Source organism: Cryobacterium psychrophilum, assembly GCF_004365915.1.
GTDB lineage: Bacteria > Actinomycetota > Actinomycetes > Actinomycetales > Microbacteriaceae > Cryobacterium > Cryobacterium psychrophilum.
Window position 1 is genome coordinate 2509868 of the sequence record NZ_SODI01000001.1, and the last position, 26903, is coordinate 2536770.

At 64.0% G+C, this 26903-nt stretch carries 26 protein-coding genes; 17 read left to right on the forward strand and 9 right to left on the reverse strand.

Annotated features, from left to right (window positions below; genetic code table 11):
• The first annotated feature begins 127 nt into the window (after positions 1-127).
• Positions 128-1564: an NAD(P)H-quinone dehydrogenase gene (locus EDD25_RS11775; RefSeq protein ID WP_134173438.1), complete on the forward strand. Its 1437-nt coding sequence runs from the start codon at positions 128-130 to the stop codon at positions 1562-1564.
• An 86-nt stretch (positions 1565-1650) separates the two neighbouring features.
• Here EDD25_RS11775 and EDD25_RS11780 read toward each other — a convergent pair whose 3' ends face one another.
• Positions 1651-3441: an acetyl/propionyl/methylcrotonyl-CoA carboxylase subunit alpha gene (locus EDD25_RS11780; protein ID WP_134173439.1), complete on the reverse strand. Its 1791-nt coding sequence runs from the start codon at positions 3439-3441 to the stop codon at positions 1651-1653.
• Between the two features lie 119 nt (positions 3442-3560).
• Positions 3561-4241: a Maf family protein gene (locus EDD25_RS11785; RefSeq protein WP_134173440.1), complete on the reverse strand. Its 681-nt coding sequence runs from the start codon at positions 4239-4241 to the stop codon at positions 3561-3563.
• Positions 4242-4332: 91 nt separating this feature from the next.
• On the opposite strand from EDD25_RS11785, the gene EDD25_RS11790 reads away from it, so the two are divergent.
• The 4 genes from EDD25_RS11790 to EDD25_RS11805 are packed head-to-tail and all read left to right on the forward strand — an operon-like array spanning position 4333 to position 8816.
• Positions 4333-5649 (forward strand): class I SAM-dependent RNA methyltransferase, encoded by a 1317-nt coding sequence (locus EDD25_RS11790; RefSeq protein WP_134173441.1) that lies wholly within the window; start codon positions 4333-4335, stop codon positions 5647-5649.
• Between the two features lie 35 nt (positions 5650-5684).
• Positions 5685-6386 (forward strand): response regulator transcription factor, encoded by a 702-nt coding sequence (locus EDD25_RS11795; protein ID WP_134173442.1) that lies wholly within the window; start codon positions 5685-5687, stop codon positions 6384-6386.
• Positions 6379-7785 carry a sensor histidine kinase gene (locus tag EDD25_RS11800; protein WP_134173443.1) on the forward strand — a complete coding sequence of 469 codons (1407 nt, stop codon included), beginning with the start codon at positions 6379-6381 and terminating at the stop codon, positions 7783-7785. Before EDD25_RS11795 ends, EDD25_RS11800 begins: the two co-directional genes overlap by 8 nt.
• The gene (locus tag EDD25_RS11805; protein WP_134173444.1) at positions 7782-8816 is read left to right on the forward strand and encodes a hypothetical protein; all 1035 of its coding nucleotides are present in this window, start codon (positions 7782-7784) and stop codon (positions 8814-8816) included. The genes EDD25_RS11800 and EDD25_RS11805 overlap by 4 nt, the downstream gene beginning before the upstream one ends.
• A gap of 224 nt (positions 8817-9040) precedes the next feature.
• Here EDD25_RS11805 and EDD25_RS11810 read toward each other — a convergent pair whose 3' ends face one another.
• Both EDD25_RS11810 and EDD25_RS11815 read right to left on the reverse strand, forming a co-directional pair.
• A complete protein-coding gene (locus EDD25_RS11810; RefSeq protein ID WP_134173445.1) occupies positions 9041-9325 on the reverse strand; it encodes a hypothetical protein in 285 nt (94 codons plus the stop codon).
• A 6-nt stretch (positions 9326-9331) separates the two neighbouring features.
• Positions 9332-10936: an acyl-CoA carboxylase subunit beta gene (locus tag EDD25_RS11815; RefSeq protein ID WP_134173446.1), complete on the reverse strand. Its 1605-nt coding sequence runs from the start codon at positions 10934-10936 to the stop codon at positions 9332-9334.
• A gap of 225 nt (positions 10937-11161) precedes the next feature.
• Between EDD25_RS11815 and EDD25_RS11820 the strand changes: the two genes are divergently transcribed.
• Complete coding sequence (locus tag EDD25_RS11820; RefSeq protein ID WP_134173447.1) at positions 11162-12019, forward strand: biotin--[acetyl-CoA-carboxylase] ligase; 858 nt, start codon at positions 11162-11164, stop codon at positions 12017-12019.
• A 7-nt stretch (positions 12020-12026) separates the two neighbouring features.
• On the forward strand, positions 12027-12593 hold the full coding sequence (locus EDD25_RS11825; RefSeq protein ID WP_241986468.1) for a PH domain-containing protein: 567 nt from the start codon (positions 12027-12029) through the stop codon (positions 12591-12593).
• Positions 12594-12609: 16 nt separating this feature from the next.
• Here the strand turns inward: EDD25_RS11825 and EDD25_RS11830 are convergent, their stop codons facing one another.
• Complete coding sequence (locus EDD25_RS11830; protein ID WP_241986470.1) at positions 12610-13173, reverse strand: GtrA family protein; 564 nt, start codon at positions 13171-13173, stop codon at positions 12610-12612.
• A gap of 129 nt (positions 13174-13302) precedes the next feature.
• On the opposite strand from EDD25_RS11830, the gene EDD25_RS11835 reads away from it, so the two are divergent.
• The 3 genes from EDD25_RS11835 to EDD25_RS11845 all read left to right on the forward strand — a co-directional run bounded on the left by EDD25_RS11835 (position 13303) and on the right by EDD25_RS11845 (position 16357).
• The gene (locus EDD25_RS11835; RefSeq protein WP_134173449.1) at positions 13303-14439 is read left to right on the forward strand and encodes a 5-(carboxyamino)imidazole ribonucleotide synthase; all 1137 of its coding nucleotides are present in this window, start codon (positions 13303-13305) and stop codon (positions 14437-14439) included.
• A 95-nt stretch (positions 14440-14534) separates the two neighbouring features.
• Positions 14535-15002: a 5-(carboxyamino)imidazole ribonucleotide mutase gene (gene purE, locus EDD25_RS11840; RefSeq protein WP_134175426.1), complete on the forward strand. Its 468-nt coding sequence runs from the start codon at positions 14535-14537 to the stop codon at positions 15000-15002.
• A 50-nt stretch (positions 15003-15052) separates the two neighbouring features.
• A complete protein-coding gene (locus EDD25_RS11845; protein WP_134173450.1) occupies positions 15053-16357 on the forward strand; it encodes an LCP family protein in 1305 nt (434 codons plus the stop codon).
• Between the two features lie 35 nt (positions 16358-16392).
• Here EDD25_RS11845 and EDD25_RS11850 read toward each other — a convergent pair whose 3' ends face one another.
• The 3 genes from EDD25_RS11850 to rfbB form a co-directional block, all read right to left on the reverse strand.
• The gene (locus EDD25_RS11850; RefSeq protein WP_134173451.1) at positions 16393-17535 is read right to left on the reverse strand and encodes a glycosyltransferase family 4 protein; all 1143 of its coding nucleotides are present in this window, start codon (positions 17533-17535) and stop codon (positions 16393-16395) included.
• Positions 17532-18383, reverse strand: coding sequence for a dTDP-4-dehydrorhamnose reductase (rfbD, locus tag EDD25_RS11855; protein ID WP_134173452.1), 852 nt, complete (start codon positions 18381-18383; stop codon positions 17532-17534). The genes EDD25_RS11850 and rfbD overlap by 4 nt, the downstream gene beginning before the upstream one ends.
• Positions 18384-18457: 74 nt before the next feature.
• Positions 18458-19447, reverse strand: a complete 990-nt coding sequence (gene rfbB, locus EDD25_RS11860; RefSeq protein ID WP_134173453.1) for a dTDP-glucose 4,6-dehydratase — start codon at positions 19445-19447, stop codon at positions 18458-18460.
• 70 nt (positions 19448-19517) lie between these two features.
• Between rfbB and EDD25_RS11865 the strand changes: the two genes are divergently transcribed.
• The 4 genes from EDD25_RS11865 to EDD25_RS11880 all read left to right on the forward strand — a co-directional run bounded on the left by EDD25_RS11865 (position 19518) and on the right by EDD25_RS11880 (position 22592).
• Entirely contained in the window at positions 19518-20126 is a 609-nt protein-coding gene (locus EDD25_RS11865) for a dTDP-4-dehydrorhamnose 3,5-epimerase family protein (RefSeq protein WP_134173454.1), read from the forward strand.
• A gap of 4 nt (positions 20127-20130) precedes the next feature.
• Entirely contained in the window at positions 20131-20991 is an 861-nt protein-coding gene (rfbA, locus tag EDD25_RS11870) for a glucose-1-phosphate thymidylyltransferase RfbA (RefSeq protein ID WP_134173455.1), read from the forward strand.
• A gap of 126 nt (positions 20992-21117) precedes the next feature.
• Positions 21118-22284: a polysaccharide pyruvyl transferase family protein gene (locus EDD25_RS11875; RefSeq protein WP_166671288.1), complete on the forward strand. Its 1167-nt coding sequence runs from the start codon at positions 21118-21120 to the stop codon at positions 22282-22284.
• Positions 22281-22592, forward strand: a complete 312-nt coding sequence (locus EDD25_RS11880) for a hypothetical protein (protein WP_134173457.1) — start codon at positions 22281-22283, stop codon at positions 22590-22592. The genes EDD25_RS11875 and EDD25_RS11880 overlap by 4 nt, the downstream gene beginning before the upstream one ends.
• A 13-nt stretch (positions 22593-22605) precedes the next feature.
• Here EDD25_RS11880 and EDD25_RS11885 read toward each other — a convergent pair whose 3' ends face one another.
• A complete protein-coding gene (locus tag EDD25_RS11885; RefSeq protein WP_134173458.1) occupies positions 22606-23490 on the reverse strand; it encodes a glycosyltransferase family 2 protein in 885 nt (294 codons plus the stop codon).
• 203 nt (positions 23491-23693) lie between these two features.
• Here EDD25_RS11885 and EDD25_RS11890 point away from each other — a divergent pair, with 203 nt between their 5' ends.
• The 3 genes from EDD25_RS11890 to EDD25_RS11900 are packed head-to-tail and all read left to right on the forward strand — an operon-like array spanning position 23694 to position 26875.
• Positions 23694-24983 carry a rhamnosyltransferase WsaF family glycosyltransferase gene (locus EDD25_RS11890; protein WP_134173459.1) on the forward strand — a complete coding sequence of 430 codons (1290 nt, stop codon included), beginning with the start codon at positions 23694-23696 and terminating at the stop codon, positions 24981-24983.
• On the forward strand, positions 24976-25905 hold the full coding sequence (locus EDD25_RS11895) for an NAD-dependent epimerase/dehydratase family protein (RefSeq protein WP_134173460.1): 930 nt from the start codon (positions 24976-24978) through the stop codon (positions 25903-25905). The genes EDD25_RS11890 and EDD25_RS11895 overlap by 8 nt, the downstream gene beginning before the upstream one ends.
• On the forward strand, positions 25898-26875 hold the full coding sequence (locus EDD25_RS11900) for a glycosyltransferase family 2 protein (protein ID WP_166671289.1): 978 nt from the start codon (positions 25898-25900) through the stop codon (positions 26873-26875). The genes EDD25_RS11895 and EDD25_RS11900 overlap by 8 nt, the downstream gene beginning before the upstream one ends.
• Positions 26876-26903 lie beyond the last annotated feature (28 nt).

Here is a 26903-nt window from a genome sequence, read left to right on the forward strand (position 1 = left end):
GACCCGCGAATTCGACGGAGATTTTGCGCCAAACCGGCGGAAATAGTGCGCCGCTCCCTCGCTTTCGAGCGAATACCGGTCATCCGGCGGTTTGGCGGGGGCCACAGGACTTGAGAGAATAGAGCACATGGCCTATGAGTTCGAACGCAAGCAGAGCATTGTTGTACTCGGCGGAGGGCCTGGCGGATACGAAGCGGCGTTGGCCGGTGCGCAGCAGGGCGCCGAGGTGACTCTGGTTGAAGCCGTCGGCGTGGGCGGCTCTGCCGTCATCACGGATGTTGTGCCGTCGAAGTCCCTCATTGCAACGGCCGAGGCCTCCAACTCCATTGGCGAGGCCACCGATCTCGGTGTGCAGTTCTTCGTTCGTGGTGAGACGGGAAAGCCGTTGCGACCCGAGGTCGCGATCAACCTCGCGGCGGTCAATAAGCGCCTGCTCGCCCTCGCCCGTCAGCAGTCCGAAGACATGAAGGCCACGCTCATCCGCGCCGGCGTCAAATTCGTGCAGGGACACGGACGCCTGGACGGAACCACCGGCGTGATCGTGGCGACCTCCGGCGACAGCTCGGCAACCGACTTCGACCGCATCGACGCCGACACGATCGTCGTCTCCGTGGGTGCGAGCCCGCGCATTCTGTCCTCCGCGATGCCTGACGGAGAGCGCATTCTCGCCTGGACTCAGCTCTACAACCTGCGAGCAGTGCCCGAGCATCTCATCGTGGTCGGATCCGGAGTCACCGGCGCGGAGTTCGCCTCGGCGTACCGCGCCCTGGGAGCCAAGGTCACGCTTATTTCGAGCCGCGACCAGGTGCTGCCCGGCGAAGACGCCGACGCCGCCAACGTGATCGAAAACGTGTTCAAGCGCAACGGCATGATTGTCATGTCCAAGTCGCGCGCGGCATCCGTCGTGCGAGACGGCGACGGGGTGCTCGCCACCCTCGAAGACGGTCGAGAGGTGCGGGGCAGCCACTGCCTCATTGCCGTCGGGTCCGTGCCGAACACCGAGGGCATCGGCCTTGAGGCCGCCGGCGTGCAGCTCACCGATAGCGGTCACATCCAGGTGAACCGCGTGGCGCGCACGTCGATTCCGAACATCTACGCGGCCGGAGACTGCACGACCGAGCTGCCGCTCGCGTCGGTTGCCTCGATGATGGGCCGCACGGCCGTGTTTCACGCGATGGGCGACACGGTCAACCCGATCGAGATTCGCAACGTGGCCGCGAACATCTTCACGCAGCCGGAGATCGCGACGGTGGGCTGGACACAGAAGCAGATCGAAGACGGCCTCGTCCAGGGTGACGTGTACAAGCTGGCGCTGTCATCCAACCCGCGTGCCAAGATGATGGGCATCAAGGACGGGTTCGTCAAGCTCATTGCCCGCACCGGCAGCGGCACCGTCATCGGCGGAGTGATCGTGGCGCCCAAGGCGAGCGAACTCATCTTCCCGCTCGCCCTCGCGGTCGAACACCGGCTGACCGTGGACGAGGTGGCCCAGGCGTTCCCGGTCTACCCCTCGCTCACCGGTTCCATCACCGATGCCGCCCGCGCCATGCACGTGGTGCTGTAGCCACCTGCTCAAAGCACATCGCACCCTGCCGGAACTCCGGGAGGGTGCGATTGTGCGTGCAGGCAGCGGATACGCCTCGGCTCGACCTAAGCGGCGTCGGTGACCAGCATGGCGTCGGCGACCGTGAGGAGCAGCGCCCCTGAGGAGACAGTCGTGCCAACAACGGCGGTGAGGCCACCGACCACGCCGTCGCGGTGAGCGGTCATGGGCTGTTCCATCTTCATGGCCTCGAGCACGAGGAGCAGGTCGCCCTTGACGACCGAGTCGCCGTCGGCGACGAGCAGCTTCACGATCGTGGCCTGCATCGGAGCCTTCACGGCGTCGCTGGTGTCGTTTGCGACCGTACTGGCGCCACCGCGGCGCCTCGGAGCCGGGCCCGCTGAGTTGTCCCCGGGCGCGCCGGGCAACAGGCGTGTGGGGAGGCTGACCTCGATGCGACGGCCCTCCACCTCAACGACCACGTTGTGGCGCTTCTGCGCGGGGGTGGGGTCCTCAAGTGTTCCGGTCCAGGGTTCGATCGTGTTGTCGAACTCTGTTTCGATCCAGCGGGTGAACACCGAGAACGGCGCGCCGTCGGCGGGAGCGAAGGCGGGGTCCCGTACGACAGCGCGGTGAAAGGGCAAAACGGTGGGAAGCCCGGTGACTTCAAACTCGTCGAGGGCTCGTCGGGAGCGTTCGAGAGCCTCGTCGCGGGTGGCGCCGGTCACGACGAGTTTGGCGAGTAGCGAGTCGAAGGATCCGGAGATCACGTCCCCGGACTGAACGCCGGTGTCCACACGCACGCCGGGTCCGCCGGAAGGCTTGAAGAGGTGAACCGGGCCAGGGGAGGGGAAGAAGCCGCGGCCGGGATCTTCACCGTTGATACGAAATTCGAAGGAGTGGCCCACGGCGACGGGGTCGGAGTAGTCGAGAACGCCACCGGCCGCGATGCGGAACTGTTCACGCACGAGGTCGATGCCGGTGATTTCCTCGGAGACCGTGTGCTCGACCTGCAACCGGGTGTTGACCTCGAGGAAGGACACCGTCCCGTCCTGACCGATCAAGAACTCGCAGGTGCCGGCGCCCACATAGCCGACCTCGGTGAGAATCGCCTTCGACGCCCGGTACATTTCGGTGGTCTGTTCCTCGGTGAGGAACGGCGCCGGCGCCTCCTCGACGAGCTTCTGGTGTCGGCGCTGCAGGGAGCAGTCGCGGGTGGAGACGACGACGACGTTGCCGTGCATGTCGGCGAGGCACTGGGTTTCCACGTGCCGGGGGTTGTCGAGGTACTTCTCAACGAAGCACTCGCCACGACCAAAGGCCGTGATGGCCTCTCGCGTGGCGGAGTCAAAGAGTTCGGCCACTTCGGCGCGTTCACGGGCGACCTTGAGGCCGCGACCGCCGCCGCCGAAGGCGGCCTTGATAGCCACCGGAAGTCCGTGCACGTCCACGAAGGCGAGCACCTCTGCGGCGTCGACCACGGGGTTGAGCGTGCCGGGGGCCATGGGAGCGCCCACCTTTTCGGCGATGTGTCGAGCCGACACCTTGTCGCCGAGTTGGTCGATCGCACTGGGCGACGGACCGATCCACGTGAGACCGGCATCGATGACGGCGCGGGCGAAGTCGGCGTTCTCGGCCAGGAAACCGTAGCCGGGGTGAACGGCGTCCGCGCCGGAACGACGGGCGACGGAGAGGATCTTGTCGATGACGAGATACGTTTCCGCGCCGGTGGTGCCATCGAGCCCATAGGCTTCGTCGGCGAGGCGCGCGTGCAGGTTGTCGCGATCCTGGTCGGCGTAGACGGCGACAGAGCGGATTCCGCTGTCTTTGGCGGCGCGGATCACCCGGACAGCGATCTCGCCCCGGTTGGCGATGAGGACCTTCGTTATGAGTGACACAAGTCCCAAGCTTATGGGGCAGCGACCGTGGCCTTTTGGCCGACCCCCACAAAAAGTGACGGCAAATCAGTGGGGATTCCTACAACTGGCTAACAATCACCCTCCCCGCCGCGACGGATTCAGAGGACGCCGCGGCGATTCCACAGGTCGGGCCAGTGGTGACCGAGGCCGGCCACGAGGCGGCGCAGTGTGGGCAGGGAGAGACCCACGACGGCCGACGGGTCGCCCACGATCCGTGTGATGAACGGCGCACCCAGGCTGTCAATCGTGAAGGCGCCCGCAACGAAGAGCGGCTCGCCAGTGCCGATATAGGCGTCGAGTTCGGCATCCGTGATGTCGTCAGCGAAGCTCACCTCTGACACCGCCACCGCGCCAACGGCCCGACCGGGCACGCCGTCCACGAGTTCAATCAGCCAGTGCCCGGAGTACAACATGCCCGTGCGGCCGCGCTGCAGCTGCCAGCGCTCGCGTGCCTTCTGGGCGGTGTGCGGCTTGCCATAGATCACGCCGTCGAGCACGAAGACCGAGTCGCCACCGAGAATCAAGGAGGTAACGGATGCCCCGGTGTCGGCTGTACCCGCGTCGGTCGCCGCCACGTGGAGCGCTGCCGCAGCTTCGGCCTTGGCCCTGGCCAGAAGCTCCACGACGTCGTGCGCGCCGAGGGGCGCCCCGGCGCGGGCGTTCGCCTCGGCGGTAACGGCATCTTCATCGACGCCGGGGGACACGAGAGCCGGCTCGATTCCGGCCGCCCGCAGCAGTGCCAGTCGGGCAGGCGAGGTGGAAGCCAAAATGAGGTGCATGGTTCACTTTCTCATCCGTAAGTGAGTGCCGCCCGTTACAGAGTCCGGCGAGAAGGCCTCACTTTGGGGGGTGATGTGGGATTATCGAGGAATGGGCATCAGTAATCACACGCAGTCGGACAACCGCAGCACGGCAGAGGCACCGGTGGGCACCGAGATCGAGCTCGACATCACCAACGTAGCTCACGGTGGAATCTTCGTGGCCCGACACGAGGGCCGCGTGGTCTTCGTCAGCGACACCCTGCCGGGCGAACGCGTCCGCGCCCGCCTCACCGAGGCCAACCACAAGAGCTTCTGGCGCGCAGAAACGGTCGCCGTTATCAACGAGGCGCCCGAGCGTCAGCCGCATGTGTGGGCATCCGCTGCCCTCGATCGGGCCCCGGCAGACCGCGCGGGCGGCGCCGAATTCGGCCACATCGACCTGACTTTCCAGCGTGAACTCAAGCGCCGCGTACTCGCCGACGCCCTGCAGCGCATGGCCGGCATTGAAAGCCCCGTCACGGTCGAGGCGGTGGCTGCTGGGGAGAACGCGAGCCCCGGAGACTCCATGGACGGCACCGGCTGGCGCACGCGAATCAGCCTGCACGTTGACGAGCATGGAACGGTCGGGCCCTACGCCGCCCGCTCGCACCGCGTGATCCCGGTGAACGATCTCCCGCTCGCCGTGCATGCGATCGAGGAAGTCGCGCCCCTCGACACGCTGTTCCACAACGCCGCGACCGTGAATCTCGTCGCGCCCTCCGAAGGGCCTGTGCGCGTGCTCGTCGCAGAGAAGGACAAGGTCGGCAAGCCGCGCCGGGCGGAGCGCAGCGTCATTCGTGAGCGCGTGGGTGATCGTGAGTTCGAGCTGGACGTCTCCGGGTTCTGGCAGGTGCATTCCCGTGCCGCAGAAACGCTGTTCACGGCCGTGCAGGATGCCATTGACCCCGAACTCTTCGACCCGCGCGCCACCAACCTCGACCTCTACGGCGGTGTCGGCCTGCTCGCCGCGGCCGTGGGTGATCGTTTCGGCAGGACCGTGCGCATCACCTCGGTGGAGAGCGACCCGGAGGCCGTCAACTTCGCCGCCACCAACCTCAAGGAGTGGGTCGGCGCGACGGCTGAAACCGACCGCGTCGACCGTTACCTGCAGCGCGTCATCAGGGAAGCGGATGCCGCTCAGCGCTCCCGTCTGCAGGCCGCCACGGTCGTGCTCGACCCGCCGCGTTCGGGAGCCGGTAAGGTCGTTGTCGACCAGCTCGGTGCCCTCTCGCCGGCCCAGATCGTTTACGTGGCCTGCGATCCCGTGGCGCTCGCCCGCGACGTGGCCCTGTTTGCCGGGTATGGCTACGAGCTCAAGGAGCTTCGCGCATTTGACCTCTTCCCGAATACTCACCATGTCGAAGCCGTCGCCGTGCTGGCCAAATAGCTGTCGTTGAATTCAGACCCAGGAAAGCAGAAACCGTGACGCAGGAAGCAACCGAGACACCGGCATCCGATCAGAAGCAGATTCGTGTCGCCATCGTGGACGACCATGAATCGGTTCAACTGGGCCTCAAGGGGGCCTGCGAGAACTCCGGATACACCGTGATTTTCACCGCGGCAACCGTGCGCGACCTGGTGACGGGGCTCGCCGGCCGCGTGTGCGACGTGATCGTGCTCGACCTCGCCCTCGGTGATGGCTCGGTCGTGACCGACAACGTGAAGCTCGCCCAGAGCACCGGTTCCGCCGTGCTCGTGCACAGCATCGCCGACCGCGTCGCGTCCGTGAGGGAGGCGCTCGCGGCCGGGGCTGCCGGAGTCATCCCCAAGTCCTCGCCCACGGCCACAGTGATGGCTGCTGTGGCCGCTGTGGCGCATGGCGACGTGCTCAACAACCTTGAGTGGGCAACGGCGATCGATGCTGACCGGGACTTTGCCAAGGCTCAGCTCGGCCGCCGTGAACGCGACGTGCTGCACCTCTACGCCTCGGGGCTTCCCTTGAAGATGGTTGCGCTGCAGCTCGGCATCGCTCACTCGACCGCCAGGGAATACCTCGACCGCATTCGGGTGAAATACGTGGAGGTCGGCCGCCCGGCTCCCACGAAGGTTGATCTCCTGCGCCGCGCGGTCGAAGATGGCATTCTGCCCGGACTCGATACCGACGCGGCTGACGGCCGTGTCTAAACGCACGGCGGCCGACGCCCGCCCCAGCCTGGTCACACTGCGCCCACGCCAGACGAATGCGGCGAGCGAGAACCTGCTCGGGGAGGGATCACGTCCCCGTAACCCGCTGAGCCGGGCCCAGATCGAAACCGTGCTCTCCCGCTCCGTGGCCGGGATCTCCGTGATCTTCGCGCTACAGAGCATGCCGACGGTGCTGCAGCAGTACGACGAACATCAGGCTGTGGGCGCGGCGGCGATGGCGATAGCCCTTGGCCTCGCGATCGCGTTCGTGGTCGTGGCGACCGTGTGCAAGGTCTGGGTGCGCGTCAGTACGAGCATCGTCGCGGTGTTCTACCTGATCGCGATCGCAGTCTGGCCAGTGGCGATCGGGCATGTTCCGGTGGACGTGAGCGACAAACCATGGCTCTGGTATCTCTGCACGGTCGCCACGTCGTGCGCCGCGATCGGCTTCCGCCTGCGCTGGGCCGCCATCTATACGGTCGTCGCACCGGTCGCGTACGGCGTCGTGCGCATGCACCCCTCCGGGGGCGGAGCCGACCTTTTACTCGCGTCGCTCGATGTGCTCTACGCCGTGCTGCTCGGGCAGGTGGTGCTCATCATCATCACCATGCTGCGCACCGCGTCGAGCAATGTCGATCTGGCCCAGAGCAACGCCCTCACGCAATACCTGTACTCGGTACGCCAGCACGCCACCGAGGTTGAGCGCGTCGAGGTGGACTCGATCGTTCACGACAGCGTGCTCGCGACGCTTCTGTCGGCCGCTGGCGCGCGCACCGACAAGGGTGCAGAACTGGCAGCCACGATGGCCGCGAACGCCGTCGCCCGTCTGCTGGAAGCCAGCACGGCACGGCCCGACGACGAGGCGCTCGTCCCGTTCGCCCGCCTCTGCGAGCGCCTGCGGCATGAGGTTGCGGCGTCCCCTGTCCCGTTTTCGTTCGTCGACCGCAGCGAACCCAGGTTCACCTTGCCGGAGCAGGTCAGTGAGGCCCTGTTCGCTGCCGCACTGCAGGCCATGGTCAACAGTGTGCAGCACGCTGGCGGAACGGAGTCCCGCGTGTCACGGGCCCTCGCCCTCACCGCGTCGGCGGCAGACGGGTGTCGCGTCGAGATCGCCGATTCGGGCGTGGGCTTTGACGCCAGCCTCGTGCCGGAGGAACGGCTCGGGCTGCGCGTCTCGATTCAGGAGCGGGTAGCGAGCGTTGGCGGATTCGTGTGCGTGCGCACGAATGTCGGCCAGGGCACGATCATCACACTGAGCTGGCCGCGCCCCGCAGAGCAGCTGCCCATTGAGGTTGAAGCGGCCGCGGGTTTCCCGTCACTCGGTCTGCAGGACGACCCACCTCCGCCTGCCGTGCAAAACGACCCGGCGCAGCCAGCGGTATCGGGAGACGCCTCATGATGAGCCATTCTCGCCCGCTCATCCTCGGGCTGGCCGCCCTCTTCTCCGGCTATCACATTCTGCTCGGGATTTATTCGATCAACGTGCCGCGGTCTGCGGCGCCCATTATCGCGGCGATGATGCTGTATGGCGTGGCGAGTATTGCGAGCCTGTGGCCGACGAGCCCGACGAGGATGTCACTGGGCCTCGCGCTTTTCAACGTGGCTGTGTGTGGGGCGCTGCCGCTCGTCGTGGGCAGTCAGCTCGATGGGTCCCTCAATAATGGTTACGCCACGTGGTACGTGGCAGCGGTGGGCACCCTGCTGACGATCACGGCCACCCGCAAGCGGCCGCTCCTGGCCTGGATAGGGGCCGGTGTGCTCGTGGTGCACACGGTGCTCTGGGCCGGCCCGGGGGCTCTCGGATCGATGGGCGTGATCGGAAGCGTTGTCTGGGTCGCCGCGGCGGCACTGTTGTCGCGGGCCCTGGCGAAGGCGGCTCGGGATGCCCAGCAATTCTCCCGAGCCGAAAGGGAAGCCGCCCGCTGGCAGGCCGCCCAGGAGGCACACCTCGACGAGCGCCAGGTGCGACTCAGGGTCACCAACCGGCTCGCCCTCGACATGCTGCACCGTATCGTGCAGCGCGGCGGCATGCTTGACGAGGAGCAGCGCCAGGAGTGCCGCTACCTCGAGGCGGCGATTCGCGACGAGATTCGTGGGCGACGCCTGCTCAACGACGCCGTGCGTGAGCAAGTCATGCTGGCCCGTCGGAGGGGCGCCATCGTGACGCTGCTCGATGAGGGGGCCATGGACGACGTCGGGGGCGACGAACTCGAGCGGGTGCTCAATCGCCTCGCCGCGGCGATAGCCGGCACCTCAGCCGACAAGATCATCGTGCGCACCGCTGCGGATGGGTCGGACACCGCCGTCACCGTGGTGGGCCTTCGCAACCCCAATCCCACGCACGCGCACTTCGGGGAAGACGACACCGACGACGAGGTCGACCTCTGGCTGGAGATTCCCCGGTCGACCGCAGCGCTGCATCGGCCCTGACCGAAACGTGCGGGAATGCGAAAGGGACCAGCCGAGGCCGGTCCCTTTCAACATTCCGAGCAGAGGTGGCAACCCGAATGCCACCGTACTCGCCCCCACATTCTCGCCTCAATACCCTAGTCGGCGAAAACGCGGTGGTGTGACTCTTTGAGCAACACCGAGCAATTACTATTGTGTACTTTCGAAAAGAAATGCACAGTCGGCATTTAGGGGGACAGTGCCGGTCACCCGGAAAAACTGCGCCAGCGGCCCGGTCCTGGAGTGATCGGCGTGCGAATGGATCGCTGGTCCATCTGCCAGGCGCTCTGGCCGTGACCCGGTGCGGTGCGACGTTCGTCCGATTCCTCACGCAGCAGGCCGCGCAGGAGCGCGATCACCGCCGAGGCTTCGGCGGCAGTGACGCCCTGGGTGATGAAAACGATCTCCGACGGGTCGAACTCCGACGCGGGCGGCGCTGTCTGCGCCGGTTCGCGGGAACTCATGCCGTTTGCTGACTGTGTGTGTGTCATGGCGCCCTACAGCGGGATGTTCCCGTGCTTCTTGGCCGGAAGCGTCGCGCGCTTGGTGCGCAGGGCACGCAGGGCCTTGGTGACGGACACGCGGGTGGCGGCCGGTTCGATTATTCCGTCGAGCTCACCACGTTCCGCGGCAAGGAACGGGCTTGCCACGTTGTAGGTGTACTCGTTCGCGAGGCGGGTGCGCACCGCAGCCACGTCTTCACCGTCGGCTTCGGCCTGCTTGATCTCGGCACGGTAGAGGATGTTGACGGCGCCCTGTCCGCCCATGACGGCGATTTCCGCGGTGGGCCAGGCGAGATTGATGTCGGCTCCGAGCTGTTTGGAGCCCATCACGATGTACGCGCCGCCATAGGCCTTGCGCAGGATGACCGTGACGAGGGGCACGGTCGCCTCTGCATAGGCGTAGAGCAGCTTGGCGCCGCGGCGGATGATGCCGGTCCACTCCTGGTCGGTGCCGGGGAGGAATCCGGGCACGTCGACGAGGGTGAGGATCGGGATCGAGAAGGCGTCGCAGAACCGAACGAACCGGCTCGCCTTCTCGCCGGCCTCGATGTTCAGGGTCCCGGCCATGGCGCTCGGCTGGTTCGCCACGATGCCGATCGAACGGCCCTCCACGCGCGCGAAGCCCACCACAATGTTGGGGGCGAAGAGCGGCTGCGTCTCGAGGAAGTCCCCGTTGTCCACAATGTGCTCGATGACGGTTTTCACGTCGTAGGGCTGGTTGGGGGAATCGGGGATGATGAAATTGAGCTTGAGGTCGGAATCCGTCGTCTCGAGCTCAACCTCGCTGTCGAACACGGGGAGTTCGGCGAGGTTGTTGTCGGGCAGGTAGCTCAGCAAGGTGCGGGCGTAGTCGAGTGCGTCGGGTTCGTCGCTTGCGAGGTAGTGCGAGACGCCGGAAACCTTGTTGTGGGTGAGGGCGCCGCCGAGCTCTTCCATGCCGACGTCTTCACCGGTGACGGTTTTGATCACGTCGGGGCCGGTGACGAACATCTGGCTGGTCTTGTCGACCATGATGACGAAGTCGGTGAGGGCGGGGGAATACACGGCGCCACCGGCGGCGGGGCCGCAGATGATAGAAATCTGCGGGATGACACCCGAGGCTGCGGTGTTGCGGCGGAAGATCTCGCCGTACTTGCCGAGGGCCACGACGCCCTCCTGGATGCGCGCTCCGCCGGAGTCGAGAATGCCGACGATGGGGACGCCGATTCTCAGGGCGAGGTCCATCACCTTGATGATCTTCTCTCCGGCCACCTCCCCGAGCGATCCGCCGAAGATGGTGAAGTCCTGCGAGTACACGGCTACCTGGCGGCCGTGGATGGTTCCGGTGCCGGTGACGACCGCGTCGCCGTAGGGACGCTTCTTCTCCATGCCGAAGGCCACCGTGCGGTGGCGCACAAACTCGTCGAGTTCCACAAATGAGCCGTGGTCGAGCAGTTGGTCTATGCGCTCCCTCGCCGTCATCTTTCCCTTGGCGTGTTGTTTCTCCACGGCGGCGGCCCCACTCGCGGTCACGGCCTCGTGATAGCGATGCTTGAGGTCGGCGAGCTTTCCAGCCGTCGTGTACAGGTCGGGGCCCGGTGAGGGCGTCTTGTCAGTCACGCGTTTTACTCTACCGGCCAGCCCCGTTAGCCGAGCGTTGACGATTCTGAACAAAGAACCGCGGTTTCGCTGGTTGGTTCCGACCCCTCGCTCGCCAATTGCGGAGTTTCGCGCCAAACGCGCCCCCAAACACGTGCCGGCGGGTGGTTTCGGGAGAATATCCTGAACTAGCGACGCGGAAAGCCACACAGCTGATCTCTTCTCGCCACAAGCTAAGGAGTGCGCATGGAATTTCCGCTCAGCCAATCGGTTGTCGCCCGCTTCGAGTTTCTCGCCGAGGCCGGGTCAACCAACGACGTTCTGGTCGAGCACGCCGGGGGAGCGGATGCCGCCGACTGGCCCGACCTCTCGGTGGTGGTCACCGACAACCAGACTCGTGGCCGCGGCCGGCTGGGGCGCACCTGGCTCGCTCCGACAGGAAAGTCGCTCGCCATCTCGGTGTTGCTGCGTCCCCGGCTTCCTGGTGGCGTTGCCCTGCCGCCGCATCGTCTCGGCTGGTTCCCGCTGCTCGCCGGGGCGGCCATGACCAAGGCCGTGCGCGACAGTGTGTACGCGGGCGTCGCAGCCCACGGGAAAGGCACCGACGCTTTGCCGGAGGAGCAGCCGCCCCGCCACGAGGTAGCGCTCAAATGGCCCAATGACGTGCTCATCGACGGCTACAAGGTGTCCGGTGTCCTGAGCGAGCTGCTGCCCGACGCGCGCGGTGTGGTCATCGGAACCGGCCTCAACCTCTCACTCTCCGAGCACGACCTGCCCACGCTCACCTCCACGTCCCTGCTTCTGGTGACGGGCACGCCGCCGATCATGGACGTGGTGCTGGCCAGCTACCTCACGCATTTCACCGCGCTGTACCGTGCGTTTCTCGCGGCGAACGGTGATCCGCAGGCGAGCGGCCTGCATGACACCGTGAACGAACTGTGCGGAACCCTCGGTTCGACTGTGCGCGTGGAGCTGCCCGGAGGAACCGACATCATCGGAACCGCCCAGCGGATCGATGACGACGGTCGCCTCGTGGTGCAGAACCATGCGGATGATGAAGTTCAGGCTGTCGCCGCCGGCGATGTCACCCACCTGAGGTATTAATAGATATATGGGCAAGAAGAAGACCGCCGCCGCCGCACCGATAACCGCTCACGCTGCACTGCCGGAACGCGTTGTGGCGCGGGTGCGTCCGCACGCGCGCGTGCTTTTCTGGCCCACCGTGCTGCTCTTCATCATGTGTGGCGCTACGGGGTACTACGCGGGCAACCTGCCCGAGCCGTGGCAGAACTCCATGCTTATCGTCGCCGCCGTGCTGCTGGCTGTGGTGGGCTGGCTGCTGCCGCTCGCGTTCTGGCTCACTCACCGTTACACGATCACGACCCGGCGCATCATCTTTCGCCGGGGCTTCTTCGTGCGCACGCGTCAAGAACTCGTGCACAGCCGCGGTTATGAGGTGACCGTTCGCCAGACCTGGCTGCAATCGTTGTGGCGGTCGGGCACGGTCAGCATCAATACCGGCCTCGAGCATCCGCTGCTGGCGAAAGACATTCCCAACGCTGAGCTCGTGCAGCAGGTGCTCCACGACCTCATGCACGAATCGCGCAGCATGATCGGAACAAGTCGTCAGGAACAGTGGGCACTCGCGCCCGAGACCAGCGGCTGGGGTCGAGGGTAGCCAGCGGTTCCGACGACTAATTCGTCCGGGGTGCCTTGCGGCGAACGGCGTGCAGCTCCAGAGCGTCGAGCTCCAGGGGAGTGGGCCCCGATGCAGCCAGGTCGGACTCAAGCCCGTCCAGGGCTCCGCGTCGGCTGGGTGAAAACACCCAGTAGCGGTACAGCACGAAGCGAAAGATGGATCCGAGCGCAAGACCGATCACGTTCGAGGAGATGTTGTCGGCCATGACGCTCGTGTAGCCGAGCACGTAGTGGCTCATCCACAGGCAGGCGAGGCCGATCCCCATGCCCGCGAGGCTCACGGCCAGGAATTCGAGGCCTTCGCGCAGGGCGCGGCTCTGCCGGTGTTCGCCGAAGGTCCAGTAGCGGTTGCCGATCCAGTTGGCGATGATCGCCAACGAGGTGGAGACAATTTTGGCGTAGATCGGGCCGGCATGGATGTTCTCCGGTGTGAAGACGGTCGTGCGCAGCAGCAGGAAGACGCTCATGTCGACGACAAAACCGACGAGTCCGACCGCGCCAAACTTACCGACCTGAGTCGTGAGACTCAGGAGGCGGCTACGGTTGATCGAGACTGTCACACGCATCCGTCCGTCGATCGTAAAATTACAGTCGCTGTGCAAGCAGCTCGCAGTCTATGTCGAGCGCGATTGCGCAACCTGAGAAGTAACCTGTTTATCTGAGCGTCTGCACAAAGGAATGGTGAACACATGGCTTTGACCGTTGGTGTGATTGGCGGTGGCCAGCTGGCCCGAATGATGATTCCCGCTGCCGTGGCGCTGGGGATCGACCTGCGGGTGCTCGCCGAGCACGAGGGCATGTCCGCCGCACTGGCTGCGACCGGCGTGGGCGACTACCGCGACCTTGACACGGTGGTGGCCTTTGCTGACACCGTCGACGTGATCACCTTCGACCACGAGCACGTTCCGCAGGAGATTCTGCGCGAGCTCGTGCGGCGCGGAGTTCCGGTGCATCCGGGCCCCGACGCCCTCCTCTACGCGCAGGACAAACTGCTGATGCGGGAACGACTCACCGAGCTGGGGCTCCCTGTTCCTGACTGGGCTCGGATCGAGAACTCCGAGCAACTCGGCGCTTTTCTCGCCGAGCACGGCGGCCGGGCCGTGGTGAAGACCGCTCGCGGTGGATACGACGGCAAGGGTGTGCGCGTAGTGGCGCACGAACACGAGGCCGACGACTGGTTCGCCGCGCTCGCCGAAGACGCCAACGGTGGCGCGCTGCTCGTGGAAGAACTCGTGGAATTTCGTCGTGAGCTCGCCCAGGTGGTGGCGCGCCGCCCCTCCGGAGAGACCGCGCTCTGGCCGGTCGTCGAGACGGTGCAACGCGGGGGAGTGTGCGCCGAGGTCATCGCCCCGGCCCCCAGCTCGGTCGGACGCGTCGCCGACGTGGCCGCCGATATCGCCGTCGCCGTTGCCGAGGGCATCGGTGTCACGGGCGTGCTCGCTGTGGAACTCTTCGAGACAACGGATGACCGTTTGCTTGTGAACGAGCTGGCCATGCGTCCTCATAACAGCGGCCACTGGTCCATTGACGGGGCAACGACGAGCCAGTTCGAGCAGCATCTGCGTGCCGTGCTCGACCTGCCGCTGGGTGCGACGAGGGCCAGGGACACCTGGTCGGTCATGGTGAACGTTTTTGGGGGACCAGCCGACGGCACTCTTGGCGACCGGTACGGTCAGGCCCTCGCGGCGCATCCGATGGTCAAAGTGCACAACTACGGCAAGGCGAGCCGCCCCGGTCGCAAGGTGGGGCACGTGACGACCGGCGGCGAGGATCTCGACGACGTCATGTACCGTGCGCGCGCCACTGCGGCGTTCTTGCAGGACTGAGTCATAAGATCGTCTCCGTGCTAGACAACTCCGCGTCAGACCTGCCCGCGACCGCTGTTCCCACCTCTTCGGCGCCCCCACTCGTGGGCGTGGTGATGGGCTCTGACTCGGACTTCACCGTGATGAGTGCCGCCGTGCAGGTGCTGCGTGACTTCGGCGTGCCCTGCGAGGTTCAGGTCGTGTCGGCGCACCGCACGCCACACGAGATGATCGCCTATGGAGAGACCGCTCACGAGCGTGGCCTCCGCGTGATCATTGCCGGTGCCGGTGGGGCCGCGCACCTGCCCGGAATGCTCGCCTCCGTGACGACGCTGCCCGTTGTGGGCGTTCCCGTGCCGCTCGGGCTGCTCGACGGCATGGACTCGCTGCTCTCCATTGTGCAGATGCCGGCCGGCGTGCCGGTGGCGACCGTGTCTATCGGGGGCGCGCGCAACGCCGGGCTGTTGGCGGTGAAAATCCTCGCCACGAGCGACGACTCGCTGCGGGTCAAGCTGGAGGAGTTCATTCGCGGCCTCGGCGAGCAGGCCAAGCAGAAGAACCGCGACTTGCAGGCGCGCCTATGAGCCAAATAACGAACCCTATTCGTTACCCGGACGCCGGGTCGACACAGACAATGACCAAACGGGCCTGGTGGCTCGTTGTACTCAACGTGGCCCTGCCCGGCTCGGTGCAGGTGCTCGCCGGTAATCGCCGCCTCGGCCGATTCGGTCTCGGTGCCACGATCGCCTTCGCCCTGCTCGCCGCGGTGACGGTGGCCGTGTATGTGCTGTGGCCGGAGATTTTTCTCACGATTTTCACCAACACCTACGGTCTCTGGGCGGCGGCCCTCGCCCTCGCGTTCTACGGCGTGGTGTGGCTGATACTCACGCTCGACACCTTGCGACTCGTGCGGCTGGTGCGCGCCGGACCAAGAGCACGACCGACTATTGCGCTGCTGACGACCGCCGTGATGGTGCTCGTGAGCGGCACAGCGGGGTATGGCGCGTATGTCGCCATGACCGCCAGCGGGTTTCTCTCCTCGGTGTTCGTCGCCGGGCCCACGGAGCCGCCCATCGACGGCCGGTACAACGTGCTGCTGCTTGGTGGCGATGCCGGGGCCGACCGCGACGGGCTCCGCCCCGACAGCATCTCGGTGGTCAGCGTTGACGCGACGACCGGCCAGGCGACGACGATCAGCCTGCCGCGCAACCTGCAGAACGTGCCGTTCTCCGCCGGGTCGGCGCTCGGCGAACTGTACCCGGAGGGATACGGTGCCATTGACGGCTGTGACACGGATGCCTGCCAGTTCAACTCCATTTATACCGAAGCGGAGGTGAAGCGGTCATTCCTGTACCCCGACGCCGCCGCCCAGGGGAGTAGCCCCGGTATCCAGGCGACGATTGAGGCGGCGCAGGGCATCACCGGGTTGACGATCCAGTACTTTGTGCTGATTGACATGCAGGGTTTCTCCGACCTGATCGACGCGCTCGGCGGGATCGATATCGACGTGCAGAACCGGGTACCGGTACACACCGATGAGACCTTCACGAAGGTGTTGTTCTGGTTCGAGCCGGGCGAGCAGCACATGGACGGGTATCACGCGCTGTGGTTTGCCCGCTCCCGGCACGGCACGAGCGATTACGATCGCATGCAGCGCCAGACGCAGATGCAGGAGGCGTTGCTCGCCCAGGCGAACCCGGCGAACGTTCTGACGAAATTCCAGGCCGTGGCGAAGGCCGGCAAACAGGTGGTGAAAACGGATGTCCCGCAGGGCATGCTGGGGTACTTCGTGAATCTGGCGGCGAAGACGAAGACCCTGCCGATCAACGCGGTCCCGCTCATCCCGGAGAACGGGGTGGACCCCGAGAACCCCGACTACGCCGCCATCAAGGTTCTCATCGACGCTGCGCTGGCCCCGGTGCCCACTCCCACGCCGTAGCAGCCGGTGGGGGCGGTCGCGGGGTGGTCGGGCGCTTACAGGTCCGCGTGTAGCTGCCAGACGAGTTCGGCGGAGTCTCGCCAGCTGAACGCCTTGGCGCGGTCGCTGCCGTAGATGCGCAGGCGCTGCTCCAGCTCGGTCTCGGTCAGTACCCGCGACAACGCCGCAGCCAACCGCTCCGAGTATCCCTCGGCATCCGCTCTCGCCACGACCAACCCGGCATCGCCGGCCGCCTCGACGAGCGCGGGGGCGTCGGAGTGCACGACGGGTGTCCCCAGGTGGAACGCCTCAATGATGGGCAGCGCGAAACCCTCCTCCAGGCTCGGGTACACGAAGACGGCGGCGCGAGCAATGACAATCGCGAGATCCTCATCGCTGAGTCCCGACACTGCCCGCACCCGGCCGGGCTCGAGCCCCGCCTCGTCGGCGACCGACGCGATGTCGAGTTCGCCCCACGAGTCCGGGCCGATCACGACCAGCGGCAGGTCCGGCGCTCCGGGGAGTCCCAGCGCCGTAATCAGCGCGGTGATGCCCTTGCGCGGGTCGAGCGTTCCCGTCGCTGCAATGTACGCCGACGGAAGCCCCAAGGCGGCCACGCGGCCGGACACGAGTGAGCCCGAGGGAAGAACCAGTCCGCTGCCCACCGCGCTGCCAATCACGCGCACGCGGTCGCCGAAGTCCATGATCTCGGTGAGCTGGGTGGCGACGGCATGGCTCGGCACCACGATGGCGTCGGCGTACTTGCGGGCACGCTTCGCCATGGTCTTCGTCCATGCCACCGTCGTGGGTGTGAGCGACTCCGGATGCGTCCAGGCCATCACGTCGTGAATGGTCACGGCCACCTGCGTGCCGTCGCTCAGCCGGTCGTGGCGACGCAGCGGCGCGAGCAGCGACGGCGCATGGATCATGCCAGAGCCGGATGACGCTGTCACGCCCAGGCTCCACGCCACGGCGAGTTCCCGCCGCGCGAGCGTGGTCTTCGTGAGCGAGACCAGGCCGGGCAGCGCGGCCTCGATCTTCTCGTACTGGTCGACGGGGGACGACGAGACAATGCCCTGCACCTCGCACCCGGCCGGTGCCGTCTCGATGAGCGCGCGGGTCAGTTCCTCGGTATAGCGGCCGACGCTACCGGGAACGGGCGCGACCATCTGATCGACGACAACACGGAGGGTGATCATTCGGTGCGGAACGCTCCTTCGGCGGCGGCCTCGGTGAGGGCCTCCTCCCATGGGCGCATCGGCTCGAGGCCGGCCGCGCGCCAGGCGTCGTGGCCGAGCACGGAGTACGCCGGCCGGGGCGCGGGACGCACGAAGGCGGAGCTGTCCGTGGGCAGCACGCGCGCGGGGTCGAGTCCGGCCGACACGAAGACGGCTCGGGCGAAGTCGAACCAGGTGGTCTTGCCGGAGTTGGTGCCGTGATAAACGCCGGCCGGGGCATCCGCGTCGAGCAGATAGACGATTTGTGCGGCGAGGTCGCTGGTCCAGGTGGGCTGGCCGAACTGGTCGTTCACCACGCTCACCGTGTCGTGCGTCTCGGCCAGACGCAGCATCGTCTTGGCGAAGTTGGGGCCGTGCTGGCCGTAGAGCCAGGCGGTGCGCACGATGTACGAAGCGGGCGCGTTCTTGGCGAGCACAAACTCCTCGCCGGCGGCCTTCGTGCGCCCATACGCGCTGATCGGGTCGAGCGGCGTGTTTTCGGCGTACGGGGTGGTGGCACTGCCGTTGAACACGTAGTCCGTCGACACTTGAACGAGACGCACACCGGCAACGGATGACGCGACCGCCAGGTTCTTGGCACCCACGGCGTTCACGGCATAGGCCGCATCTTCGTTCGTTTCGGCGTCGTCCACCTTCGTGTAGGCCGCCGCGTTGATCACCACGTCGTGGCCCTCAACCGCGGCTGTGACAGCGTCGAGGTCGGTCACATCGAGGTTCTCGCGCGTCAGCGCGGTCACGGTGTGGCCGGCCAGCGCCGCCTGCAGATCGCGGCCAAGCATGCCGGATGCGCCGGTGATCAAATACTTCATAGAGCTCCTCTAAACAATGAAAAGTTGGATCTACCCCGTTCGAAAGTACCGTGAAATCGGAGTTGACGGTGGGGCTAGTTGTCGAGAGCGGCGCGAGCCTTGAGGGGCTCCCACCAGCTGCGGTTGTCGCGGTACCACTGCACGGTGTCGGCGAGGCCCTGCTCGAAGGGAACCTCGGGCGCGTAGCCCAGCTCGGCCTGGATCTTCCCGATGTCTACCGAATAGCGCAGGTCGTGGCCGAGACGGTCGGCGACGCGGTCGACGTACGACCAGTCCTTGCCGGTGGAGTCGAGCAGCATCTGGGTGAGTTCCTTGTTGGTGAGCTCGGTGCCGCCGCCGATGTTGTAGATCTCGCCGGCACGGCCGTTCACGAGCACCATGGCGATGGCGCGGGTGTGGTCGTCGACGTGCAGCCAGTCGCGAATGTTGTTGCCCTCGCCGTAGAGCGGAACGTGCAGGTCGTCGATCAGGTTGCTAACGAACAGAGGGATGACCTTCTCCGGGAAGTGGTACGGGCCGTAGTTGTTCGAGCAACGCGTGATCGACACGTTGAGGCCGTGGGTGCGGTGGTAGCTGCGGGCGAGCAGGTCGCTGCCGGCTTTCGACGCCGAGTAAGGGGAATTGGGCTCGAGGGCGCGCTCTTCGTTCCACGAACCCTCGGCGATGGAGCCGTAGACCTCGTCGGTGGAGACGTGCACAAAACGCTTCAGGTTGTTGCGCAGGGCGGCGTCGAGGAGCTGCTGCGTGCCGAGCACGTTGGTCTCCACGAAAATGGACGCGTCGCGCACCGAGCGGTCCACGTGAGACTCGGCGGCGAAGTGCACGACCGCGTCAATGTCAGGGAACAGGGTGTCGAGCAGGGCGCCGTCGCGGATGTCTCCGTGTACGAACGAGTAGCGCGGAGAGTCGGCGACCGGAGCCAGATTCTCGAGGTTGCCCGAATATGTGAGTGCATCCAGCACCACGACCTCGGCGCCTTCGAGGCCCGGGTACTTGTCTTCAATCGTGCGTCGGACAAAGTTGGAGCCGATGAAACCGGCGCCGCCGGTGACGAGGATCTTCATGTAGAGGTACCGTTCCGTTCGCTGAGTGGCCCCCGCGATTCTACCGGAAGCGCTTGGTAGACTCCCACTCGTGCAGATCCGCGAACTCTCCATCCCAGACTCTTACGAAATCACCCCGAAGCAATTCGGCGACGACCGGGGAATATTCCTCGAGTGGTACCGCTTCGACAAGCTTGAGGCCACTATCGGGCACTCGCTGAGCCTCGCGCAGGCCAACACGTCGGTGTCGAAGCGTGGGTCCGTGCGGGGCATTCACTTCGCCGACATCCCGCCCAGCCAGGCGAAGTACGTCACCGCCGTGCACGGCGCCGTTCTCGACTACATCGTCGACATTCGGGTGGGCTCGCCCACCTTCGGTCAGTGGGACAGCGTGCTGCTCGACGACACCGATCGGCGGGCCGTCTACATTTCCGAGGGAATCGGCCACTGCTTTGTGGCCCTCACTGACAACGCCACGGTGAGCTACCTCGTGAACAGCACCTTCAGCCCCGGGCGCGAGCACGGCATCAACCCACTTGACGAAGAGGTCGGACTCGTCTTCCCGCCCGAGGCCGGCGAGCTCTTGCTGTCCCCCAAGGACACGGATGCCCCCGGCCTTTCTGCTGCGGTGGCCGCCGGTCTCCTGCCCACCTGGGATGCGGCCCGCGCCTACTACGACTCAATCAACGACAGGAATTAGCGACATGCGCGGAATCATTCTCGCCGGCGGTTCGGGCACACGCCTGTGGCCGATCACCAAGGGCATTTCAAAGCAGCTCATGCCCATTTACGACAAGCCGATGATCTACTACCCCCTGTCGACGCTGATGATGGCGGACATCAAAGAGATCCTGATCATCACCACGCCCGAGTACAACGAACAGTTTCGTGCGCTGCTCGGTGACGGGTCAGAGCTGGGCATCCGCATCGAGTATGCCGTGCAGCCGTCGCCCGATGGGCTGGCGCAGGCCTTCATCATCGGTGAGGAGTTCATTGGTGACGACAGCGTTGCCCTCGTCCTCGGCGATAACATCTTCCACGGCGCAGGCCTCGGCTCTGCCCTCCGTGGCAACCGCGACATCGAGGGCGCCCGCATCTTTGCATATCACGTCAGCAATCCCACGTCGTATGGTGTCGTGGAGTTCGACGAGAGCATGACCGCGATCTCCATTGAGGAGAAGCCGTCGACGCCGAAGAGCAACTACGCGGTTCCGGGGCTGTACTTCTACGACAACTCCGTCATTGAGATCGCAAAGACCATCGAGCCGAGCGCCCGTGGAGAGCTGGAAATCAGCACGATCAACGAGCGGTACCTGGAACAGGGCACCCTGCACGTGCAGGTTCTTGACCGCGGAACCGCATGGCTCGACACGGGAACGTTCGAGTCGATGATGCAGGCCTCCGAGTACGTGCGGGTGATCGAGGACCGCCAGGGTTTCAAGGTGGGCTGCATCGAGGAGATCGCGTGGCGTGCTGGCTGGATCACCGACGCACAACTCGCGGCGTTGGCCGCACCGTTACTCAAAAGCGGCTACGGGCGCTATCTGGCGGGGCTTGTCGCCTAGGCGGTCTGAGCGCAAGGGGCGAACTCGCCCCGCAATGGTTGCCGCCATCAATCGCCCCATTCGGAGTGAGACGCGCTAGTGTTGGAACGCTATTTTCAGATGTGACTGAGAGGAACGCGTAGTTACTTGTCTAGAACGAACGCCGAAGTACTTCTGATCGGTGCTTATGAAAGAGATAATTTCGGAGACCTGCTGTTCTTTCAGCTGACGAAGGAATATCTCGCCGGTCACCAGGTCGTGGCTGGCTCCATCATTGGCGCTGACATGACTGCCTTGCTCGGCACAACTGTCCACGCGCACAATCCGCTTCTCGCTCAACGCGCATGGGATGCTGTGTGGGTCGTCGGGGGTGAGGTGGGCGGCGTCACTACCGAAAACGCCCTGGCGATGTCTCTCGGCTCGGACGAAGGGGATATCTTCGATAGCGTTAGTGCGCACGGCCGGGAAGTTGTCTCGGAATATTTGGCAGACGCCTCGGCGCTTGCCCCCGCGTACCTCCCGGAATTGAAACGATTCCCGCTCAATTTGGATACTCCTCTCGTTATTAATTCGGTGGGCTTGGGCACGATGTCCCCGGTTGGCAGCTCCCCCGGTGCGAACGCCGCCATTTCCGCGCTTCGCAGTTCAAGGTCGCTGAGCGTCCGCGACCCGTCTTCTCTTCGGTTCGCGCTGGCCTCTGGACTCAATGCAACTCTGTCGCCTGATATGGTTCATGCAATTCCAATCCTGTATCCGGAACTTGCAGAAGGAATTGGGCGGCACGAAGCCCCCTATTTCCTCTTTCAATCCAACGCCCACCTCGTCGAGAAATACGGCGCCGAAGCGATTGCCAAGTCTCTCGCGGGGATCGCACTAGCCACAGGGTGGCGTCCAGTCCTCTTCTTGGCGGGAATAGCGCGGCATCACGACCGTGCAGATCAGTATGATGAGGTCATCTCCATGCTCACAGCCATTGCGCCAAACCTGAATCCCACGGTCATCGCGACGCGTGCCCCCCTGGAGCTGGCTGCCTGGATCGCCGGGTCTGAGATGTGGATAGGCTCATCGCTCCACGGACGTATCATTGCTGGGTCGTTCCTTAAGCCGCGGGTCAGTCTCGTGAACTTGAAAGTTGCTACGTATGCGTCCCATTGGGACAGCGAATTCCCAGCAGAGGTCGAGGTCGGGGACTTGGGCGATGCCGCTAGCGTGGCGATTTCCGCGGCGCAGGCTCCAGCGGCCATCTCGCAATCCCGGGAACTTTCGCGCGCGGCGGACCGCGCAACGCGGCAGCTGGTAGAGGAGAACGTGTGACCGAGTCGAAATCCCTCGACATTGAGGCTGAAGAGGTTCGACGTCGTCGGGCGGTCTTGTTCCAGGCTGTCGCAGACTATGAGCACGCCCAGAAAGACGCTGCCCGTCGCATTGCGCGTCTGGTGGCCGAAATGGAGCAGGAGCGCGAGCAGGCCGTACAGCTACGTGAAACTATCGCACATCACGAAGTCGACATCGCCGATCTTGCCCAAAGTATCGTTCAAATCCGTGCGAGCGCCTCGTGGCGTTTCACACTTCCACTCCGGGCCGTCGGTCGCGTCATCAGACGCATAGCGGGGCGCTCGTAGCCCGTCGCGAGGTCTAGTGGGCGCGCCGTTCCTCAACGCGCGCTCGCAGGCCCAGCCCAATTTTGAGAACGACGCGCACCGGCCACATGTGGGCACCGGAGTACTTCTTAGACAAGAACTTGGTTGCGCTGTCATGGTGCGCTCGAATCATCTCGGCAGCGTTCTCCTGGGTTGAATGCGCTCCGGTGTGAACTACGACCGCGGCGGGTTCGTAGACGTTGCGTAGGCCCAGTTTGCCGATGCGATATCCGAGGTCAACGTCCTCGAAGTACATGAAGTAACTTTCGTCAAAGCCGTGCAGTTCCAGCAGAACGTTCCGGCGCACCAAGAGGCAAGCTCCGGAAAGCCAGCCAGCGTCGCGCCGCAGGAGGCTGGCACCGGCGTCGGGACGATATGTTCGAGTCCAGGGGTTCCGCGGCCAGAAATTCGCGAAGAGTGCGTGACCTACGCCTGAACGGAGGGAAGGAATGGTGCGCGCTGAGGGGTAAACTTCCCCGTTCGAGGAGAGGATGCGCGGGCCGATCGCGCCCACGGTCGGGTCATCGTCGACTGCGTTGATCAGCGTGTCTATGGTGCCAGCACTTAGTGTGACGTCGGGATTGCTAATCAAGACCCACTCGACATCAGGCCGAAGTCCTTTGACCGCCGCATTGATTGCGTGCCCGTAGCCTCGGTTGGAGGCGAGAGGCAGGTAGCACGCACCCGCCGCCGCCGCCATCATCGCAATGTCGTTCACTCCGGTGGACGGTTTGTTGTCAGCGACGACGATGTCCACGGCACCTTGGGAGGCACCCGGGATAGTGGCAAGAAATGGGCCAAGCACGTCGGCTGACCCGTAACTTACGGTCACCACAGCAACACGCGTGGGGGTTGTCTCGTGGAGGCTGATGGTGACCATTCGATTCATAATCGTAATCGTTGTCGTGCAGTGGATGTAGTTCTAGGTTAGGTCAAATTGCTGATACCGGCCCAATGTGTGATTGCGGCCCGCATATGGGTGTCGTGCCCATGGTACCTACAGCGTCCCTTGCTAGACTGAATGTATATGGCTAGATACAATCAGGATCAGCAGCCGATAAGGGTCGAGGAAAACTTTTGAGCATGTTTAACAGGAGTTTTCGCATCATTCGCGAACACGGTCTGAGAACGTACATCGGCAAAGTGCTGCACATTGCACTTCGCCCGGGGCGCATTTTGCGTGCGGAGGGCCCCCGAGCTTTCGCGGCACGAAGCTTTCGGAAGGCCGGCGCCAAGCTGACTCGCCACGTGCCGATCATGCTGGTCGCGAGCGACGATGCTGCTCGGTTGGATTGGACTCAAAATCCCGATTGGCTGGGACAGATGACGACGGTTGAGGATGGCCCAGTCAATATCGGCTGGATCATGTCTCCTCCCGGGCCAGAAAGCGGCGGTCACCAGAACCTTTTTCGGTTTATCGACATCGCCGAAAAGGCGGGCCACCGTTGCTCAATCTATCTCTACACAACGGGCGCGCAAGATGTAAGCATTACGGACATACGGGCCATGCTTAAGTCCTCTTCCGCGTACCCGGAGGTCGCAGCGAGTATCGCGATGTACGACCCCGCACTGGGAGTCGCCCGTGACACTCAGGCGCTGTTCGCCACCGGCTGGGAAACGGCCTACCCAGTATTCCTGGACAAGACCAAGGCCCGACGATTCTACTTTGTGCAGGATTACGAAGCCAGTTTCTATCCCCTAGGCAGTGAGTCGCTTCTCGCAGGAAATACGTATCGCTTCGGCTTCCACGGCATTACGGCCGGGGGCTGGCTGTCCCATAAGCTCGCAACCGAGTACGGGATGACGACCGACCACTTCGACTTCGCGGTCGACAAGACTCACTACAGCGTTACCAACCTTGTGCGACGCAATGAGGTGTTCTTCTATGCGCGCCCCGTCACGCCTCGACGTGCATTCGAATTCGGGTTGCTTGCATTGGAAGAGTTCGCTCGAATTAAACCCGATGTGAAAATCAACCTTGCAGGTTGGGATGTGTCCAACTGGGTGATCCCGTTTGAGTACACGAATCTCTCAAGCCTGGATATATCCGAGCTCAACGCCGTCTATAATCGCTGCGCGGCGGGGCTAGTCATGTCGCTCTCAAATATGTCGCTACTTCCTTTGGAATTGCTGTCGAGCGGTGTGACTCCGGTCGTCAACGACGGCCCGAACAACCGGCTTGTGTCGGACAATCCGTTCATCGAGTACGTGCCGGCTTCTCCGAAGGCTATCGCTCGCAAGATGGCCGAGGTCTTTGACCACCCAGATGCCGTCGCTCGTTCGGTGGCGATGTCGGAGTCCGTTGCCAACATCAACTGGTCAGATTCGGGAAGCCAATTTCTAAGTGCATTTGAGGGAGCCATGCGTGGCTAAGGTTGTCGTAATCGGGGCCAACGGCTTTATTGGATCTCATCTGGTAGATGCGTTGGTGCTCGCGGGACACGAGGTCTCCGCGTTCGACCGATACAGCACAAGCCGTCCCACCTTCGTTGCAGCAGGTGTGCGCGTCATTCAGGGTGAGTTTCTCAGCCGCGCTGATTTGGAAAGCGCGGTGTCCGGGCAGGAGTATGTCTTCCATTTCCTGTCGACCACGAGCCCCGCGACAGCGGAGGCAGATCCCACACTAGATATACGCACGAACATTGCTCAGACCGTGGAATTGCTCGAATCGTGTGTCGCGGCCGGCGTGAAGAGATTTTATTACGCGTCAACAGGTGGTGCCATCTACGGCCCCCAGAACAAAGCCGAGTATTCGGAGACCGACCGCGCCCTTCCTATTTCTCCTTATGGTATCGGGAAGCTGTCTATCGAACATTATCTCCACTACTTCCGCACGAAGCACGGACTCGAATCCACGTCGCTGCGCATCTCCAATCCCTATGGAACGAGACAGAAACCCAACAAGAAGCAGGGCCTGATTCCGATAGCCCTGAGGCAGATTGTTTTGGGCCGGCCTGTAATTCGTCTAGGCAGCGGCTCCATGGTGCGCGACTATGTGTATGTCGAAGATCTCGTCCGGATGGTCATCCCCATGGTCGGTGTTGAAACAGGGCACGACTTGTACAACTTGGGGAGCGGTCAGGGACATTCGGTGAGTGACATAATCGAGTCTCTTCGTCGTGTCACGGGACTTGATTTTGACGTAATAGAGAGGCCCAAGCCCCCAACCTTTATTGATCGAGTCGTGCTCAACATCGAGCGCTACCGATCCGAATTCGGACCGGCTGACCTCACGGCCCTCGACGAGGGGGTTCGCATGACCTACCAAGAGATTAGGGGTCAGTCCATTGACTGAGCAGCCACTGGTGACCGTAGCCATCCTCACCTACAACGGTGAGGTCTACCTAGAGCAGATATTGAGGGAGGTGTCGGCACAAGACGTTGCTGGCGATATCGAAGTCCTTGTGATCGATTCCGGTTCGACGGATTCGACATTAGACATCGTCGGACGCTTTCCGAACGTGAAGCTGCACGAAATTCCGAACTCGGAGTTTGGACATGGTAAGACGAGAAATTTGGCCGCGCAGCTCGGGACCGGCGAGTACATCGCGTTCCTCACGCACGACGCCATTCCGGTGTCAAGAGAGTGGCTTCGCGAGCTCCTCGCGCCCTTTGAGTTCGATGAGAGCATCGTTGCGGTCATGGGCAAGCAGATTCCTCGAAGGGGCTGCTTCCCGCTCCTCAAGTACGAAATCAACGGCGTCTTCGCGGGTTTCGGACCAGACTTCGGAACGTCGATCTTCTACAAGGATCAATTCGTTCAGAGCGAGGGCGTTCTCAACGCCATCAGTTTCTACTCGGACGTGAATTCTGCGGCGCGGCGTGATTTTCTCGTCAACACGCTGCCGTATCGGGACGTACGTTACGCGGAAGATCAGCTGTTCGGAAAGGACCTGATCGAGGCAGGATACAAGAAGGCATATGCGGGACGTGCCGCCGTTGAGCACTCTAACGACCTTACGCGGGACGAATACCGCCGTCGCATCTTCGATGAAACGGTCGGACTGCGGCAGATTGGATTCCCGATCCCGGTGCTGAGCGAGAAGGGGCAGATTAGGCTCACCCTCCGTGGCATCGCGGGGGACACCGTGCGGATTCTGCGTGACGGAGACTTCGGCTGGAAGCGCAAGCTGTACTGGCTGGCACTTAATCCCACCTACCAGATTGTCAAGTGGAAGAGTTATCGTGCGTCCACCCTTGTTGATCTGGGCGATGCTGAAGCTGTGAAGTCAGGCTCGCTCGAGCACAGTCGTAAGTCGCGCTGACCGAGCCGCCACCCCGGCACTGACACTG

Coding starts and splice junctions, on each gene's coding strand:
- EDD25_RS11775 (WP_134173438.1), top strand. CDS start 128: ATGGCCTATGAGTTCGAACGCAAGCAGAGCATTGTTGTACTCGGCGGA.
- EDD25_RS11785 (WP_134173440.1), bottom strand. CDS start 4,241: ATGCACCTCATTTTGGCTTCCACCTCGCCTGCCCGACTGGCACTGCTG.
- EDD25_RS11790 (WP_134173441.1), top strand. CDS start 4,333: ATGGGCATCAGTAATCACACGCAGTCGGACAACCGCAGCACGGCAGAG.
- EDD25_RS11805 (WP_134173444.1), top strand. CDS start 7,782: ATGATGAGCCATTCTCGCCCGCTCATCCTCGGGCTGGCCGCCCTCTTC.
- EDD25_RS11810 (WP_134173445.1), bottom strand. CDS start 9,325: ATGACACACACACAGTCAGCAAACGGCATGAGTTCCCGCGAACCGGCG.
- EDD25_RS11820 (WP_134173447.1), top strand. CDS start 11,162: ATGGAATTTCCGCTCAGCCAATCGGTTGTCGCCCGCTTCGAGTTTCTC.
- EDD25_RS11825 (WP_241986468.1), top strand. CDS start 12,027: ATGGGCAAGAAGAAGACCGCCGCCGCCGCACCGATAACCGCTCACGCT.
- EDD25_RS11835 (WP_134173449.1), top strand. CDS start 13,303: ATGGCTTTGACCGTTGGTGTGATTGGCGGTGGCCAGCTGGCCCGAATG.
- purE (WP_134175426.1), top strand. CDS start 14,535: ATGGGCTCTGACTCGGACTTCACCGTGATGAGTGCCGCCGTGCAGGTG.
- EDD25_RS11845 (WP_134173450.1), top strand. CDS start 15,053: ATGACCAAACGGGCCTGGTGGCTCGTTGTACTCAACGTGGCCCTGCCC.
- EDD25_RS11850 (WP_134173451.1), bottom strand. CDS start 17,535: ATGATCACCCTCCGTGTTGTCGTCGATCAGATGGTCGCGCCCGTTCCC.
- rfbD (WP_134173452.1), bottom strand. CDS start 18,383: ATGAAGTATTTGATCACCGGCGCATCCGGCATGCTTGGCCGCGATCTG.
- rfbB (WP_134173453.1), bottom strand. CDS start 19,447: ATGAAGATCCTCGTCACCGGCGGCGCCGGTTTCATCGGCTCCAACTTT.
- rfbA (WP_134173455.1), top strand. CDS start 20,131: ATGCGCGGAATCATTCTCGCCGGCGGTTCGGGCACACGCCTGTGGCCG.
- EDD25_RS11885 (WP_134173458.1), bottom strand. CDS start 23,490: ATGGTCACCATCAGCCTCCACGAGACAACCCCCACGCGTGTTGCTGTG.
- EDD25_RS11890 (WP_134173459.1), top strand. CDS start 23,694: ATGTTTAACAGGAGTTTTCGCATCATTCGCGAACACGGTCTGAGAACG.